Below are 12,826 nucleotides of genomic sequence, written 5' to 3'. Positions count from 1 at the left end.
AGGCTCTGCTCTAGGGTAGCTGACGCAGGCTCTACCGCAACTCCTTTTAACAAAGTATACCTAAAGAAAGATTAAAAATGTATCTAAAGGCAGATACTAAAATTTATTTTTTTTATCATAAATGGATGAAAAACTTCCCACAACAGTTGGTCTGAGCAGCAACTCAGAGCCTGAGGCAAGTTAAGAATTGGTAAATTCGATACATAATAAAGATGTAGTTGCTTCGGAGAAAAAATAGCAATGGCTGCACAAGGGCCAGATATCGATATTGCCCCCTATATCGACCACGCCCTCATCGATCCGGGCGCCACTCCCGAGCAAGTAGAACACTGCTGCCAACAAGCAGAAAGATTTGGGTTTGCCACAGTTTGCGTGTATCCCGCCTACGTGCGACAAGCGGTAAGTCTTCTGCACGGCACAAAGTCAAAAGTTTCGACAGTCATAGGTTTTCCCACGGGAGCAACCACATCAGCAGTCAAACTCTACGAAGCTCTAGAAGCGGCAGACAGCGGAGCCGTTGAGTTAGATGTCTCGGTCAATTTAGGATTGTTGAAAGCCGGAAAAAGCGACGAATTTCACCGGGAATTGGCCGAAATTTGCGAAGAAACCGGACTAACTATCAAGGCGATTATCGAATGCTCGATGCTTTCTGATGAGGAAAAACAATTAGCGGCTGAGCTTTGCATGGAGGCGGGCGCCGTTTATATCAAAACTAACACGGGCTTTTTTGGTGGGGCGACAGTTGAAGATGTACGGTTGTTGAAGGAATTTACTAAGGGAAGAGTTGGTATTAAAGCGGCCGGAGGAATTCGCACTCACGAACAAGCTATAGATTTGATCGTGGCTGGTGCGACTCGTTTGGGGACTTCTCGCGGCCCGGAATTAATCCGCCAGCGGGATAATTTAAATCAGACTCATTAGTGATGGAAAGGTACGTAGTTGCGCTTGAGCGCTCTTTCATATATCTAAGAAAAGAGCGCTAAAGCGCAACAACATACCTCAAAATTAATTCCTAGTCATTAGTGATGGAAAGGTACGTAGTTGCGCTTGAGCGCTCTTTCATATATCTAAGAAAAGAGCGCTAAAGCGCAACAACATACCTCAAAATTAATTCGTATAAGAGTGCCGTTGTAAATCTAAAATCTATAATCTAGTGACTCGAACTTACAAAGCAATTGGAATCAATCTTAAGAGTGCGCCGATCGGCGAATCCGATCGCCTGCTGACAGTTTTGACGCGGGAATTCGGCTTAATTAAAGCCGTAGCACCGGGTGTTCGCAAACAGCGATCGAGCATTGGCGGGAGAAGCGAGTTATTTGTCGTCAACGAATTGCTCATCGCTAAAGGTCGATCGCTCGACAAGATTACCCAAGCGTCCACCGTCGAATCCTATCCGGGTTTGAGCCGCAACCTAGGAAAACTATCAGCCGCGCAATATCTGGCCGAATTGGCGATCGCCAGCGCCCTTTCCGACGAACCCCAAGAATCACTGTTCTTTTTGCTGGGCGAACACTTGAGCCGTTTGGAGCGTTTGTCCGATCGCACAGAAATCCAATCCGCCGCCCTGCTAGTCGCCCATCTAGCCCAGGGTATTTTTCACTTGTTAGCCCTAGCAGGCCTCGCGCCCCAAGTCCAAGTCTGCTGTGCCACCAGAGTGCCGCTCGTCCCCAATCTCAGCGATCCGAACTGGAAAACCGGGTTTAGTATACCCTCTGGGGGAACCTTCAGCTTGCCCGAGCTAGCTAACCTAGAGGCAGAACTTTCCTCACAAATCGGCAGCCTGTACAGATCCAGCTCCCGTTCCCCGCAAACGAGTGACAGCAAACACTTGACAAATTTCCATATCAATGGTAAAGAATTAGCGGCACTGCAACAGTTGGGTAGTGCAGAACTAGAAGAGGGGATTGCCGATCGCGCGACTTGGATATCAGTAGAAAATATTTTGCGGCAATATGCCCAGTATCATTTAGGTTGCACGATTCGATCGGGAAGCTCGATCGACACGTACTTGGAGAGTTTTGAGTTTTAAATTTTGAATCTCGTGGAGTAAAAATCTCACCCAGCTTGCGGGATATCCGAACCTGTAAGCAATTTCAGGTAAATGCTCAAAATTCTTGCAAAACTAGATAATAAGAAAAGTTACGAGTTATTAAATTTAGAGGTTAACGCCTCAATTTGAAATTCCCATCCCCCCAAGCTCAACCATCCCAGGCGATCCACCCCAAATCCTATGATGCGACTGTCCGATACTGATTTGAGAAGATCTATTTTAGCTGTGACCCACCACAAGATGGAAGAACGAGAAAATTTTCCAGATTTTAACTCATCGCCCGTCTTTGCCGATCGACAATGGAGTAACGCCCAAGACCCAGAAATGGACAAATATCCCACAAATCCAGAAACAGACTGGAACAACGGCAACAGCCAGCAACCAGAAGCCATCCCCGCGCTGTCAACAGCAGCAACCGCAGCAGATCTCGCGGAAGCAGCAGGCGAAACTCCCGAGCAAGAAACCGGATTTCTGCCGGTGCTCAAAAACCGAAATTTTCTAGCGCTGTGGAGCGGGCAAGTTTTCTCGCAACTAGCAGATAAAGTTTATCTCGTACTGACGATCGCCCTGGTAGCCAGCAGATTTCAAGCGCCAGATCAAACCATCAGCAGGTGGGTATCGGCAATCATGATCGCCTTTACCATTCCTGCGGTATTATTTGGGGCTGCTGCGGGCGTATATGTCGATCGTTGGTCAAAAAAAGCAGTGCTCGTAGCCACAAACCTGCTGCGGGGAGGCTTCGTCTTGACATTGCCTTTGCTGTTGTGGCTCTCCGACGGGTGGGAACTCGGTCAACTACCGCTCGGATTCTGCTTGCTGCTGCTAGTGACATTCCTAGTTTCCACCCTAACTCAATTTTTCGCCCCAGCAGAACAGTCAGTAATTCCCTTAATTGTTGAACGCCGCCACCTGCTATCGGCAAACTCGCTCTACACCACAACCATGATGGGTTCGGTGATTATCGGCTTTGCAGTCGGAGAACCCTTACTAGCCTTAGCCGACACTCTATTTACCAATCTCGGTGGCGGACTCGGCATCGGCAAAGAATTAGTAGTCGGCGGAAGTTACGCCTTCGCCGGAGTGCTGTTGCTGTCGATGAAAACAGGCGAAAAAAACGAAGTCGAACACGAACCGCCGCATCCCCTAGCAGATTTAAAAGACGGGCTGCGTTACATCAACGATCAACCGAAAGTCCGCAATGCTTTAATTCAACTAATTATTCTATTTTCCATTTTTGCAGCATTAGCAGTTCTAGCGGTGCGGCTGGCGGAAATCCTGCCCGGTATGAAAGCGTCACAATTTGGCTTTTTGCTGGCTGCGGTGGGCGTCGGGATGGCTGCTGGGGCGACGACTGTCGGCTATCTCGGCCACAAATTTTCTCATTCCCAACTTAGTTTAATCGGATCTGTTGGTATGGCAATTGCTCTGATGGGTATTTCTGCATTTACACACCATTTGTGGATCTCGGTGCTGTTCATTACCCTGTTGGGTTTGTTTGCTTCGTTGGTGGGAGTGCCGATGCAGACGACAATTCAAGCAGAAACCCCAGAAGAAATGCGGGGAAAAGTCTTCGGGCTACAAAACAATGCCACTAATATCGCTTTGAGTTTACCGTTAGCTTTAGCGGGAGTAGCCGAAACATTTCTGGGTTTGCCAACCGTATTTTTGGCTTTGGCAGGATTGGCGATCGCAGGTGGCGTCTTAACCTGGTATATTTCGCGTAGCACTAATAGCAAAGTCGATCGAATTTAAAACATAACAAACTCTGATTTACTCGAATGCACATCGCTTGGCTAGGAAAAAAATCACCTTTTTGCGGTAACGTAACTTACTCCAGGGAAGTCACTAACGCACTATTAGACCGGGAATACCAGGTCAGTTTCCTGCACTTTGCCCAAGAAGCGGGCCAAATCGACAGGAACAATACGGCGTGGAGCATGGCAAATGGCAAATGGGGAACTGGAATTACTCCAACCTCATATACCAATTCGCTTTCGCCCGCGAGTTGCAACGAAGTTTCTTTACCTTGTCACTACAAATCGCAAATTTATACGATTCCAACTCTCAAATCCCGCACAGTTTTGATGAAGTCTTTGCGGCGGCTGAAACCGGATGTTGTTCACGCTTCCCTGACGCTTTCGCCTCTAGACTTTTTGCTGCCGGAAATTTGTCAAGAATTGAATTTGCCTCTGGTGGCGACTTTTCACCCGCCGTTCGATCGCAAATTGCGGAATTTGACATCGGGAACCCAACACTTGATGTATCAACTGTACGCTCCGTTTTTGGCTCACTACGACTCGACGATCGTGTTTTCACAGATTCAGCGGGATATTTTGGTCAAGTTGGGAGTGCCGGAAGAAAGGGTGGCCGTGATTCCCAACGGAGTAGACGCGATGAAATATTCGCCGGGGCCTTCGGGGTTGAAATCGGAGTTAAAGGCCGATCGCATATTTGTATATCAAGGCCGCATTGCCCCCGAGAAAAATGTTGAGGCTTTGCTGAAGGCCTGGAAACAATGTAATTTTGGCCCTGGCAACGTATTGGCGATCGTAGGCGACGGGCCCCTCGCCGCCTCGCTGCAACTGTCCTACGGCGAAGAGGACGGCATTGTATGGCTCGGATTTGTCGCCGAGGAGGAACGCCGGATCGAAATTCTGCGCGGTGCAGATGTATTTATTCTGCCTTCTTTGGTGGAGGGATTGTCCCTGTCGCTGCTGGAAGCGATGGCCTGCGGTTTAGCTTGCTTGGCAACGGATGCCGGTGCTGACGGCGAGGCGTTGGAGGAAGGCGCGGGGATAGTTTTGAACACTCAGCGGGTGCGGAGTCAGTTACTAACTTTGCTGCCGTTGTTTTGCGATCATCCTGAGTTTGGAATGCTGCTGGGCCAAAAAGCGCGCCAACGGGCGATCGAGCGCTACACTCTCAGTCAAAATATTACTGAGTTGGAAAAGCTTTATGCAGAAGTTTTGCAGAGGCAGCGCGTGCCAGTTCGCGGTTTAGCATGATTTAGCAGGAACAAGAAAAGGAAGAATGCTCGTCCCCAGGCAGAGCCTCTGGGTATCGGTTCCCAGGCTCTGCCTAGGAACCAGTTCAATGCCCAATTCTCAATCCCTCCGCTTCGCTTCGCCCAATTCCCAACAGAATGACTTACAAAAATCCTGCTCCTACAGTTGATATTATCATCGAATTGGTCGATCGCCCGCAGCGACCGATCGTACTTATAGAACGCTTGCATATTCCCTACGGTTGGGCGATTCCCGGCGGCTTTGTCGATTATGGGGAATCGGTAGAAACGGCGGCAAAACGCGAAGCTTTAGAAGAAACAAGTTTGAATGTAGAATTAATCGAGCAATTTTACGTTTATTCCGATCCAAATCGCGACGCGCGGCAACATACAATCAGTATTGTATTCTTGGCTGCGGCAACTGGCGAACCTCAAGCTGCGGATGATGCTAAAAATTTACAAGTTTTTGAGTCTTGGCAGATTCCCGAGCAATTGTGTTTCGATCACGATCGCATTTTACGCGATTATTGGCGTTACCGTCATTACGGATTGCGGCCGCGTTTGACAGTTGACAGTTGACAGTTGACAGTTGACAGTTGTTATGTTTTGGTGACAATAACCAAATAACCAATTCCCAATTCCCAATTCCCAATTACCAATTACCAATTACCAATTACCCATTACCCATTACCAATGAAAATATTGACAATATTAGGTGGAGGTGCATGGGGTTCGGCCCTGGCAAATCTGGGAGGTAAAAAGGGCGATCGGGTAAATTTGTGGTCGCGCCGCAGTTCTTTTAGTCTAGAATCGGTTATAACTGGCGCCGATGTTGTGGTTTCGGCAGTTTCGATGAAAGGAGTTGGCGAAACAGTCGATCGCCTGCTTGCCTTAAATCCAAATCCCCGTACAATTATAGTTACTGTCACCAAAGGTTTAGATCCCGCCACGACGCGCACTCCATCTCAAATTTGGCAAAATGCCTTTCCTAATAATCCAATTGTCGTACTTTCCGGCCCCAATCTTTCCGAAGAAATTCAGCGAGGATTACCCGCTGCCACGGTAGCGGCGAGTTTGGATTTAGCGGCGGCGAAGCAAGTACAAACTATTTACAGTTCGGATATTTTTCGGGTTTATGTGAATCAAGATCCCTTGGGGACTGAGTTGGGGGGCACTTTGAAGAATGTTTTTGCGATCGCCGCTGGTGTTTGCGATGGTTTACAATTAGGAACTAATGCTAAATCTGCTTTGTTAACTCGCGCCTTGCCGGAAATGATTCGGGTAGGGGTTCGTTTGGGATCTCGCGCTGAAACTTTTTATGGTTTGTCTGGTTTGGGAGATTTACTCGCTACTTGCAATAGTGCTTTGTCGCGCAATTATCGGGTTGGTTTCGGATTGGCGAAAGGTAAGTCTTTGGAGGAAGTTTTGCAGGAATTGCAGAGCACTGCTGAGGGAGTTAATACTACTAATGTGTTAATTGATTTGGCGGATCGGCGCGAGATTGAAGTCCCTGTTTCCAGTCAAGTTTACCGTTTGCTGAATGGTAAAATTACTCCCGAACAAGCTGTTTTATCGCTGATGGAACGTGCTTTGAAACCGGAGATTTAAGAACCGTACAGGTGGCGATTAGCGAAAATTCATCAACTGCGATCGCAAATCGAGTACAACCAGCACCAAACAACTTACTTAAATTCTGGAAACTATGGTTAAAATACCCAATTGGTTAATCTATGCACTCGTTTGTTCATTATTATACGGCTTTTGGGGATTTTTTGGCAAGTTAGCAACTAAATCTATTGACTATAAAACAGTTTTTGTTTATGAAACAATCGGCGCTATTTTAACTACAGTATTTATTCTGGCCAGCAGTAAAGACTTGAGTCTTGAGGGGAATATTACAGGAATCGTATTTGCTTTATTAATCGGTGTTTGCGGAACTGTAGCATCGGTGATTTTTCTGAGATCCATTGAAAGCGGGCCAGTTATCAGCGTCATCAGCATTACATCACTGTACCCGCTAATTACTGTATTTCTATCATATTTCTTCCTGAAAGAAGCAATTACAATCCCGCAAATTATCGCTCTTGTGCTAGCCATAGTTGCAGTTATACTTGCGTCTTAGTTGAAATATAGGAGTTATCAAAAAAGTATTGTAGGGTGCATCGCTCTTGACAATTTAGGAATCAGTTTGAAAATCTCGCAGCGACGCACCCTACCAATATTTAGAGCAGCATCACTGAGAATGAGTTTTTTAGAAAAGGCGCTCTAATTTTTTGTATACTTCATCATCGTTACGCTTACCAACTAGAATAATTTCTACCAAATCTTCTTCGGGATTAAAGTTGTAAATAATCCGATACTCGCCACTATCTACCCGATAATAACCCAGATATCCGATTAATTGCTTGCTATCATTAGGTAAAGGATCGACATTCAGCGCTAACACTTTTTTAGCAATTTGAGCCGCTATTTTAGGTTGCAAACCCTTGAGAAAGTCGAGAACTGTTTGTAAACCATCAAGTTTCGCCATTTGCCAGTTGTTTTAGTGTTTCTACAAAGGTTTTAGTACCAACCATTTGAGACTGACTCAGAGCAGATTTTGCTGATGAACCTAAAAGCATATCTTCTAATTCCATCAGTCGCTCTATCAAGCCCTGATAGGCATCAGCGGACATGATTACGTGGCTGGGCTGCGATTTATCTGTGAGTAAAACTGGCTCCACAGCAGCTCGGTTAAAGACTGTCCCCTGTGGATTACATACTTCTGCGAGGGTATAGCTTTGCATGACAGATGTTATGAGTTTGGGTTATGTCTATTTTAAGCAAAATCGGCAGGGGTTGGGAGGTCGATCGATAATTTGGGATTGCAAAAGTAGTCCTGAATGCAAAAAATTAGGTTTTTGAGAAAAATCGCGCACATCTGGGAGAAGTTTCGCAGTCTCGTAAGGTGCGTCACTGTTGAAAATCTAGGAATCAGCTTGAAAATCTCGCAACGACGCACCATACCAAGGAATGCAACCGAAAATGATATAAATACGCTCTATTTACCGCCGTAATAAAACGCAACTTCTTTGTCTTTTAGCGGTGCAAAGTCGGCAGCAATTAGCATTGGATCGAGTTCTGCTTGAGGCAGGTGTTTGACTCCAATTCGGACAATGCGCGATCGCATGGTGTTCGACACGCCGCTGCGCTGTCTTCCGGCTTCTAATCCCATTACTTTCTCGTACAGGTCTAATTTTGCTTTCGGAATCGCAGTGCCGTCAAAATCGATTCCTGAGGCGATCGCCACATCGATCGCATCTGCACCAGTTGTCGATTGAGCTGCTGAGTTTGTTTCTGAAGACATTGTGCTGTGATATCAAAGTTTGTTGTGGGAGCATTTTATCAGAGAAGTATCCCCATCTACGAAAAAAAGCGATCGACCTCTTTAATATCCACATTTCCCCCGCTGACAATTACACCAACTCTGCTATTTTCTGCTTTCACAACTCCAGACAGCAAAGCCGCCGCAGCTAACACTCCCGTAGGCTCGACAACAATCTTCATCCGCTCCCACATAAAAAACATTGTATTGCGAATTTGCGCTTCCGAAACAGTTGCCATATCGTCCACATAATGCAGCACCAAAGGAAAAGTTAATTTCCCCAAAGAAGGTGTGCGCGCGCCGTCAGCAATTGTATCTGGGTTGCTAACAGTTTGCAGCGTTTTGGTGCGGAACGATCGCGCGGCATCATCTGCTTGCTCCGGTTCTACACCTATGACTGTACACTTGGGAGACAAAGTTTTAGCTGCGATCGCACATCCCGACAATAAACCTCCACCGCCGCAGCAAACCAGCAGCAAATCCAACTCCCCAACTTCTGCGATCAATTCCATCGCCGCCGTACCTTGTCCCGCGATCACTCGCGCGTCATCATAAGGAGGAATAATTGTCAAGTGTTGTTCTCTCGCAATTTGGGCGGTGAGATCTTCGCGGGAATTGCGAGTGCGATCGTACAAAACAATTTCGGCACCGTAGCCACGAGTCGCTTCTTGCTTGACTTTGGGCGCATCTGCTGGCATTACGACAGTAGCAGGAATTGAGAGTAATTGTGCGGCAAGGGCGATCGCCTGCGCGTGATTTCCCGAAGAAAAAGTCACTACTCCGTTGAGTTTTTCCGTTTCAGATAGCTGCATCAAGGCATTGCAAGCACCGCGAAATTTAAACGAACCCGTCCGCTGAAAATTCTCGCACTTGAAAAATACTTGAGAATGGGTTTGTTTGTTGACTGTGTGCGAAGTCAGCACCGGTGTCTTGAAAGCTTTGCCCTGCAATCGTTTTGCCGCCGCCTCCACATCAGCAAAGCAGACTTGCAAAGCATTTTTATCGGTAAGGTTGGCTGTCATATTTTTTTCTGCCTGGGGTGCTTGGGCGGCATTATATCATACATAGAATCAAAGCTTAATCAATTTTGATGATATGACATATCGGAAATAATTATCAATAGACTATTGCAACTAATTACCAAAAGCGTTGTAGGATAAGTTGAAGATTATTGCAATTAATTATCAAATAGTTTAGGTTAGGTTAGGAGATCGATTGATGAATGCAAAGTTTAAAGTGCTAGCAAGCGCTAGCGCAGGATTGTTGCTGCTAGCGGGTTTGACAGCGAATGCAGTCGGAGTTGGGCAGAAGGCGATCGCGCAAACAGCACCAAAGGGCGAGCGAGATTTAACAGCACAAGCAGCTATAAGTCGCATTAGGATCGTATTTGCCAACCGCAGAGATGCTACAGACTTGCAAAACAAAGCCAATCAAGTAGCGCAAATACTATCCAAAGAAATGGGAATTCCTATTGATGCAGTCATCGGCGACGAAACCGCTGCTGTAGAAGCTTTGAGGGCCGACAGGGCAGATGTCGCATTTGTAGCAGGGCGCGCGGCATTAAAAGCAGAACAATTAGCCAAAGCGCGGATGTATTTAGCAGAAGTTCGCAGCGATTATTCCGGCGGAAATACCTACGATTCTGTATTTGTAGTGCGGCAAGATAGTCCGCTGCGCCCCAAAGGTTCAGCAAAGCAAACCCTCGAACAATTGAAGGGTAAAAAAATGGCTTTCACTTCTCGAACTTCCGGTTCGGGATTTATTTTCCCAGTCTCAGAATTAGTAGGTCAAGGATTAGTCTCAGGCCCGGATAGACTCGAAAGTTTCTTTGGAAATGTTACCTACGGCGATGGTTACGGCAGCGCTTTGCAATCAGTTTTAAGAGGTCAAGCAGAAGTCGCAGCAGTTTCCGAATACGCTTTACTACCGCCTTGGATTACAGCAGAAGAAGGCAAGAAATTGCGAGTTTTGCAGCAGATTCCAGGAGTTCCAGCCCACGGAATTGTAATTGACGATCGCATTCCGGCACCGATGCGCGAAAAACTTATCAATGCTTTCATGAAAATGAACGAACCTGCAAACAATCAATTGTTCCGCAGTTTGTACAATTCCCAAAAATTAGTAAAAGTCGATCATGCGCGCCATTTGGCAACCTTGCGCCAAGCTTTGCAGCGCGCTAAACTCGAACCATAAAACAAAGGTTCGTAGTGAGGACTTCAGTCCGCAAAAAAAGCCGGACAAAAATCCTCACAGTAAAACAAAGGTTCGTAGTGAGGACTTCAGTCCGCAAAAAAAGCCGGACAAAAATCCTCACAGTAAAACAAAGGTTCGTAGTGAGGACTTTAGTCCGCAAAAAAAGCCGGACAAAAATCCTTACACAGTAAAACAAAGGTTCGTAGTGAGGACTTTAGTCCTCAGAAAAAGAAGGACTAAAGTCCTCACTACAAACCTATTTTATTGTAACAGTTAGATCGTAAATTATATTAAGGGCAAAGTTTATCAACAAATATTTACCAAGTTAATACAGCCAATTAAAAGTCAGCTAAACTAAAATTTTTATGTGTATCTCTTACTCATTCTCGCGCGAAGACAATTAAAAAATCTTCCCTCTTCCTTCTTCCCTCTTCCTTCTTCCCTCTTCCTTCTTATTATGACTATCGAATGCAGTAAAATAGAAACAGCTTATTCAACTTCGCTAAAACGCCCGATTTTGAACGGAATTGATTGCAAAATAAAACAGGGCGAATTTGTAGCGCTGCTGGGTTTAAACGGTGCAGGAAAATCCACACTTTTGCGTTCATTTGTCGGATTAGTTCCCGTCAAAACCGGAGAAATTAGAATTAACGATACAGTAATAACTCCGCGCACATTGAGGCGAATTCGGCGCGATATTGGCTTGATTTTTCAAGGCGGCGGATTGATTAAACAGCTACCTGCGATCGACAATGTGCTGTGTGGTTGCTTGGGAGGATTGAATACTTGGGAGACTCTGTGGGGTTTTCCTAAGCAAAAGCGCGATCGAGCTTTTGAATTACTGGCAAACTTCGGACTGCAAGACCTAGCATACCAAAAAACCGGACTGCTCAGCGGCGGACAACAGCAAAAAGTCGCTATTGCCCGCGCCCTCATCCAATCTCCCCAGATTTTACTCGCAGACGAACCCACCACCGGATTAGACGTAATCGCCGCCCAACAAGTAATGGAAATCCTCGCTAAACTGCACCGCGAACAAGGGATGACAGTAGTTGTAGTATTGCACGACTTAGGAATGGCAAGCAGATATCCAGAAAGAGCGATCGTCCTAGATGCCGGTCAGATAGTCTATGATGGCAAATGTCACAACCTGTCCGACAAATTCAGCAAACTAACACCGCCCAAACTAGCAGTGTGAACTCCCCTCTTCTCAACTCTTCCTCTGTGCCCTCTGCGCCCTCTGCGGTTCACAAAAAAAGCCCCTTCATCAAACCCAAAAATAGCCGTACATAAATCTCAAAACCAACTGAAATGATCGAAAAAAAATCAACTAACTTCTCAAAAAATTATAGCTTGATTAAAACCCCAGGTATTACAACAATCTTAATTGTAATTTATGGCTGGGCCTTGCAGGGATTAGAAATAGATGCCACAACATTGGCTAGCAGTTGGCCATACATGACAGATTTTATGTCCCGCTTGTGGCCCCCAAATCTCGAAATTATAGATGTTGCAATTAATGCCTTAATCGAAACAGTTCAAATGTCCTTGTGGGGAACGACTATCGGCGCAATTCTTTCCGTACCGATTGCGATTTGCAGCGCCCACAATATAGCACCAAAGTGGTTGCAATGGCTAGCTAATTTATTGCAAAATGCGGTGAGATCGGTTCCTTCAATTGTCCTGGGATTGCTGTTTGTATCCGCGACTGGTTTGGGCGCGCCTGCTGGTACTTTGGCTTTGGGAATTTATACTATAGGTTATCTTGCTAAATTTTATCAGGAGGCGATCGAGTCTGTGGAAGCGCGATCGATCGAATCGTTGCAAGTGGCGGGTGCATCTTGGCTGCAAGTTGCCCAATACGGCATTTTCCCCCAGGTGTTGCCGCTAGCGTTGGGTTACACGCTGTGGATGTTTGAATACAACATTCGGGCGGCTTCGGTGTTGGGTGTGGTGGGCGCCGGCGGTATTGGTTTTGAATTAGTCAATTATATTCGAGCTTTTGAATACAATAAGGCTACTACGATGATGTTGGTATTGTTAGTTGTCGTGACTGCGATCGATGTTATTAGCAGCAAATGGCGGCAGCGGTTGGAAACGAGGTAATACCAATTATTGGCGTTGCTGAATCAGGGTATGAGACGAGAAAAAATGCGAGATTGGAGCCGAAAATGATTTCTGGGATTTTGATTGGGAATTGGAACATCTCCAAATT

14 protein-coding genes are annotated in these 12,826 nt (G+C 46.1%); 10 read left to right on the top strand and 4 right to left on the bottom strand.

The features are described from left to right. The first annotated feature begins 240 nt into the window (after positions 1 to 240). The 7 genes from deoC to JGK16_RS28265 all read left to right on the top strand — a co-directional run bounded on the left by deoC (position 241) and on the right by JGK16_RS28265 (position 7,176). Positions 241 to 921: a deoxyribose-phosphate aldolase gene (gene deoC / locus JGK16_RS28295; protein WP_293185173.1), complete on the top strand. Its 681-nt coding sequence runs from the start codon at positions 241 to 243 to the stop codon at positions 919 to 921. A gap of 232 nt (positions 922 to 1,153) precedes the next feature. Beyond that, positions 1,154 to 2,029 (top strand): DNA repair protein RecO, encoded by an 876-nt coding sequence (gene recO, locus JGK16_RS28290; protein WP_293203544.1) that lies wholly within the window; start codon positions 1,154 to 1,156, stop codon positions 2,027 to 2,029. 201 nt (positions 2,030 to 2,230) lie between these two features. After that, positions 2,231 to 3,802 (top strand): MFS transporter, encoded by a 1,572-nt coding sequence (locus tag JGK16_RS28285; protein WP_293203543.1) that lies wholly within the window; start codon positions 2,231 to 2,233, stop codon positions 3,800 to 3,802. A 26-nt stretch (positions 3,803 to 3,828) separates the two neighbouring features. After that, positions 3,829 to 5,055, top strand: a complete 1,227-nt coding sequence (locus JGK16_RS28280; RefSeq protein WP_293203542.1) for a glycosyltransferase family 4 protein — start codon at positions 3,829 to 3,831, stop codon at positions 5,053 to 5,055. 137 nt (positions 5,056 to 5,192) lie between these two features. Next, complete coding sequence (locus JGK16_RS28275; RefSeq protein WP_293185179.1) at positions 5,193 to 5,633, top strand: NUDIX hydrolase; 441 nt, start codon at positions 5,193 to 5,195, stop codon at positions 5,631 to 5,633. A 114-nt stretch (positions 5,634 to 5,747) separates the two neighbouring features. After that, on the top strand, positions 5,748 to 6,662 hold the full coding sequence (locus tag JGK16_RS28270; RefSeq protein WP_293198358.1) for an NAD(P)H-dependent glycerol-3-phosphate dehydrogenase: 915 nt from the start codon (positions 5,748 to 5,750) through the stop codon (positions 6,660 to 6,662). Positions 6,663 to 6,756: 94 nt separating this feature from the next. Continuing rightward, on the top strand, positions 6,757 to 7,176 hold the full coding sequence (locus JGK16_RS28265) for an EamA family transporter (protein WP_293185182.1): 420 nt from the start codon (positions 6,757 to 6,759) through the stop codon (positions 7,174 to 7,176). 129 nt (positions 7,177 to 7,305) lie between these two features. Here JGK16_RS28265 and JGK16_RS28260 read toward each other — a convergent pair whose 3' ends face one another. From JGK16_RS28260 to JGK16_RS28245, 4 genes are all read right to left on the bottom strand, one after another. Then, positions 7,306 to 7,584 carry a type II toxin-antitoxin system RelE/ParE family toxin gene (locus tag JGK16_RS28260; RefSeq protein ID WP_293185183.1) on the bottom strand — a complete coding sequence of 93 codons (279 nt, stop codon included), beginning with the start codon at positions 7,582 to 7,584 and terminating at the stop codon, positions 7,306 to 7,308. Further along, positions 7,571 to 7,840 carry a prevent-host-death protein gene (locus tag JGK16_RS28255; protein ID WP_293198360.1) on the bottom strand — a complete coding sequence of 90 codons (270 nt, stop codon included), beginning with the start codon at positions 7,838 to 7,840 and terminating at the stop codon, positions 7,571 to 7,573. Before JGK16_RS28255 ends, JGK16_RS28260 begins: the two co-directional genes overlap by 14 nt. A gap of 254 nt (positions 7,841 to 8,094) precedes the next feature. Beyond that, positions 8,095 to 8,400: a DUF4090 family protein gene (locus JGK16_RS28250; protein ID WP_293185185.1), complete on the bottom strand. Its 306-nt coding sequence runs from the start codon at positions 8,398 to 8,400 to the stop codon at positions 8,095 to 8,097. A gap of 56 nt (positions 8,401 to 8,456) precedes the next feature. Then, positions 8,457 to 9,440, bottom strand: a complete 984-nt coding sequence (locus JGK16_RS28245) for a threo-3-hydroxy-L-aspartate ammonia-lyase (protein ID WP_293185186.1) — start codon at positions 9,438 to 9,440, stop codon at positions 8,457 to 8,459. Between the two features lie 196 nt (positions 9,441 to 9,636). Between JGK16_RS28245 and JGK16_RS28240 the strand changes: the two genes are divergently transcribed. From JGK16_RS28240 to phnE, 3 genes are all read left to right on the top strand, one after another. Further along, the gene (locus JGK16_RS28240) at positions 9,637 to 10,611 is read left to right on the top strand and encodes a phosphate/phosphite/phosphonate ABC transporter substrate-binding protein (RefSeq protein WP_293185187.1); all 975 of its coding nucleotides are present in this window, start codon (positions 9,637 to 9,639) and stop codon (positions 10,609 to 10,611) included. Between the two features lie 457 nt (positions 10,612 to 11,068). Beyond that, a complete protein-coding gene (locus tag JGK16_RS28235; RefSeq protein ID WP_293193379.1) occupies positions 11,069 to 11,809 on the top strand; it encodes a phosphonate ABC transporter ATP-binding protein in 741 nt (246 codons plus the stop codon). A gap of 113 nt (positions 11,810 to 11,922) precedes the next feature. Beyond that, positions 11,923 to 12,717 carry a phosphonate ABC transporter, permease protein PhnE gene (gene phnE, locus JGK16_RS28230; protein WP_293203541.1) on the top strand — a complete coding sequence of 265 codons (795 nt, stop codon included), beginning with the start codon at positions 11,923 to 11,925 and terminating at the stop codon, positions 12,715 to 12,717. Positions 12,718 to 12,826: the final 109 nt, after the last annotated feature.

This window comes from Microcoleus sp. PH2017_09_SFU_O_A, assembly GCF_020738625.1.
Taxonomy (GTDB): domain Bacteria; phylum Cyanobacteriota; class Cyanobacteriia; order Cyanobacteriales; family Microcoleaceae; genus Microcoleus.
This window is presented reverse-complemented; position numbering and strand designations above follow the sequence as displayed.

Bases quoted from the DNA above. Each gene is read 5' to 3' on its own strand.
- JGK16_RS28285 (WP_293203543.1), top strand. From the start codon at position 2,231: ATGATGCGACTGTCCGATACTGATTTGAGAAGATCTATTTTAGCTGTG.
- JGK16_RS28235 (WP_293193379.1), top strand. From the start codon at position 11,069: ATGACTATCGAATGCAGTAAAATAGAAACAGCTTATTCAACTTCGCTA.
- phnE (WP_293203541.1), top strand. From the start codon at position 11,923: ATGATCGAAAAAAAATCAACTAACTTCTCAAAAAATTATAGCTTGATT.
- JGK16_RS28250 (WP_293185185.1), bottom strand. From the start codon at position 8,400: ATGTCTTCAGAAACAAACTCAGCAGCTCAATCGACAACTGGTGCAGAT.
- JGK16_RS28265 (WP_293185182.1), top strand. From the start codon at position 6,757: ATGGTTAAAATACCCAATTGGTTAATCTATGCACTCGTTTGTTCATTA.
- JGK16_RS28245 (WP_293185186.1), bottom strand. From the start codon at position 9,440: ATGACAGCCAACCTTACCGATAAAAATGCTTTGCAAGTCTGCTTTGCT.
- JGK16_RS28270 (WP_293198358.1), top strand. From the start codon at position 5,748: ATGAAAATATTGACAATATTAGGTGGAGGTGCATGGGGTTCGGCCCTG.
- deoC (WP_293185173.1), top strand. From the start codon at position 241: ATGGCTGCACAAGGGCCAGATATCGATATTGCCCCCTATATCGACCAC.
- JGK16_RS28240 (WP_293185187.1), top strand. From the start codon at position 9,637: ATGAATGCAAAGTTTAAAGTGCTAGCAAGCGCTAGCGCAGGATTGTTG.
- JGK16_RS28255 (WP_293198360.1), bottom strand. From the start codon at position 7,840: ATGCAAAGCTATACCCTCGCAGAAGTATGTAATCCACAGGGGACAGTC.
- JGK16_RS28280 (WP_293203542.1), top strand. From the start codon at position 3,829: ATGCACATCGCTTGGCTAGGAAAAAAATCACCTTTTTGCGGTAACGTA.
- JGK16_RS28275 (WP_293185179.1), top strand. From the start codon at position 5,193: ATGACTTACAAAAATCCTGCTCCTACAGTTGATATTATCATCGAATTG.
- JGK16_RS28260 (WP_293185183.1), bottom strand. From the start codon at position 7,584: ATGGCGAAACTTGATGGTTTACAAACAGTTCTCGACTTTCTCAAGGGT.